The following is a 2,188-nucleotide window of genomic DNA, read 5'->3' on the forward strand; positions in this document are numbered from 1 at the left end:
CTCCGGCCCTCCGGGCCACCTCCCCCAGAGGGGGAGGATCTTTGAGCGCTAACCAGATGCTCCCCCTCTGGGGGAGCTGTCGGCGAAGCCGACTGAGGGGGTCTTTTTCATGACCACGACAAACCGCTGGCGGCTGGACCGCCAGATCTCGGCCGCCGTGCTGGTGGCGGTGGTGCTGCAGGCGGCGGCCGCCTTGATGTGGGCCGGGCGGGCCAGCGCGCGGATCGACGATCTGACGCGGCGGCTGGAGGCCCAGGCGCCGGTGGCCGAGCGCCTGGCGCGGCTGGAAGCCCAGGCCGACGCCACGCGCGCGGCCCTGGTGCGCATCGAGGCCAAGCTGGACTCTCCAAGCCGGGAAGGGGGCGAGCGATGAAGGACCTCCGCATCGAGGGCTACGCCTCGCTGTTCTGGACCCGCGACCTCAACGACGACGTCACCGCCGCCGGGGCCTTCAAGCAAAGCTTGGAAAACGGCGGGGCGGGGGCGATCCGCATGCTGCACCAGCACGACGAGGCCGAGCCCGTCGGGGTGTGGGACGAGGCGTTCGAGGACGCGCATGGCCTTTTCGTCTGTGGACGGATCATTGCCGCGACGCCGCGCGGGCGGCTGGTGGCGGCCCTGGTCTCGGCGGGGGCGCTGGACGGCCTGTCGATCGGCTTTCGGCAGGTCAAGGCGCGGACGGACGCACGCTTGCGGGTGCTCAGCCGGGTGGACCTCTGGGAGGTGTCGATCGTGACGTTCCCGATGCTGCCGGGGGCGCGGCTGAAGGTGGTTTGAGATCTCCCTTCCCCCTTGATGGGGGAAGGGCCGGGGTTGGGGGTGGAGCGGCCTTTCCGCGCCCCTGACGGCCGACGGCTTCGGGGGCGGACGCGCCGCGTCACCCCCATCCCAAACCCTTCCCCCATCAAGGGGGAAGGGCTTTTCACGGAGAACTCCATGAAGGAAACCAAACAGGTTCCGGCCTCGCCGGAGGCTCGGGCGGCGTTTGCCGAGGTGCTGGCGGCGTTCGAGGGCTTCAAGGCGGCCAACGACCAGCGGCTGGCGGCGATCGAGGCCAAGAGCGCCGACGTTCTGCTGGAGGAGAAGGCCGCGCGCATCGACGCGGCCCTGACCAGCGCCCAGGACCGGCTGGACCGGATCCTGGCCGAGAGCCGGCGTCCGGCGCTGGGCGGCGAGGCGCCGGTCGCGCGGGTCGACGAGCGCAAGGCCGCCTTCGACCGCTATGTGAAGACCGGCGAGACGGCCGGGCTTCTGGAAGCCAAGGGGCTGTCGGAGGGCACGGCCACGGCCGGCGGCTATGTGGCCCCGCCGGAGCTGGAGCGGCAGATCCTGCGCCGCCTGGCGGCCACCAGCCCGATGCGCGAGATCTGCCAGGTGCGCACGATCGGCGGCGGGACGTTCCGCAAGCCGGTCTCGCCGGCGGGCCTGGCCGCCGCCTGGGTGGCCGAGACGGCCGCGCGTCCGGAGACCACGGCCCCGACGCTGGACGTCATCGACTTCCCCGCCGGCGAGCTCTACGCCAGCCCGGCCGCCACCCAGGCCCTGCTCGACGACGCCTATGTCAGCATCGACGAGTGGCTGGCCGAGGAGGTGCAGGACGCCTTCGCCGCCCAGGAGACCAGCGCCTTCGTCTCGGGCGACGGGGTCAACAAGCCCAAGGGCCTGCTGTCCTACACGGCCGCGGCGGACGCTTCGTACAGCTGGGGGCAGCTGGGCTATCTGGCCACCGGCGTCGCCGGCGCCTGGCCGGCCAGCAACCCGACCGACAAGCTGATCGACCTGATCTACGCGGCCAAGACCCAGTACCGCCAGAACGGCCGCTTCGTGATGAACCGCCGCACGGTCAGCGCCGTGCGCAAGTTCAAGGACGCGCAGGGCAACTACATCTGGAACGCGGCCCTGCAGCCGGGGCAGTCGGCCAGTTTGCTGGGCTTCCCGGTGACCGAGATCGAGGCCATGCCGGATGTGGCTTCGAACGCACTCGCTGTCGCCTTCGGCGACTTCGAAAAGGGCTACCTGATCGTCGACCGCGCCGGGGTGCGGGTGCTGCGCGACCCCTATTCGGCCAAGCCGCACGTGCTGTTCTACACCACGAAAAGGGTGGGCGGCGGGGTGCAGAACTTCGACGCGGTGAAGCTGCTGAAGTTCGCGGCGAGCTGACCGTCGGGCCGCCCCTCGCGGGGCGGCC

General features: G+C 71.3%; 3 protein-coding genes. All 3 read left to right on the top strand.

Features of this window, described 5'->3' with window-relative positions; translation table 11 throughout:
- Positions 1 to 109: 109 nt before the first annotated feature.
- The 3 genes from DMC18_RS23680 to DMC18_RS23690 all read left to right on the top strand — a co-directional run bounded on the left by DMC18_RS23680 (position 110) and on the right by DMC18_RS23690 (position 2,160).
- Positions 110 to 373: a hypothetical protein gene (locus DMC18_RS23680; RefSeq protein ID WP_110118073.1), complete on the top strand. Its 264-nt coding sequence runs from the start codon at positions 110 to 112 to the stop codon at positions 371 to 373.
- Positions 370 to 777, top strand: a complete 408-nt coding sequence (locus tag DMC18_RS23685; RefSeq protein WP_110118072.1) for an HK97 family phage prohead protease — start codon at positions 370 to 372, stop codon at positions 775 to 777. The genes DMC18_RS23680 and DMC18_RS23685 overlap by 4 nt, the downstream gene beginning before the upstream one ends.
- Positions 778 to 936: 159 nt before the next feature.
- A complete protein-coding gene (locus tag DMC18_RS23690) occupies positions 937 to 2,160 on the top strand; it encodes a phage major capsid protein (protein WP_110118071.1) in 1,224 nt (407 codons plus the stop codon).
- Positions 2,161 to 2,188 lie beyond the last annotated feature (28 nt).

Source organism: Caulobacter sp. D5 (assembly GCF_003185805.1).
Classification (GTDB): domain Bacteria; phylum Pseudomonadota; class Alphaproteobacteria; order Caulobacterales; family Caulobacteraceae; genus Caulobacter.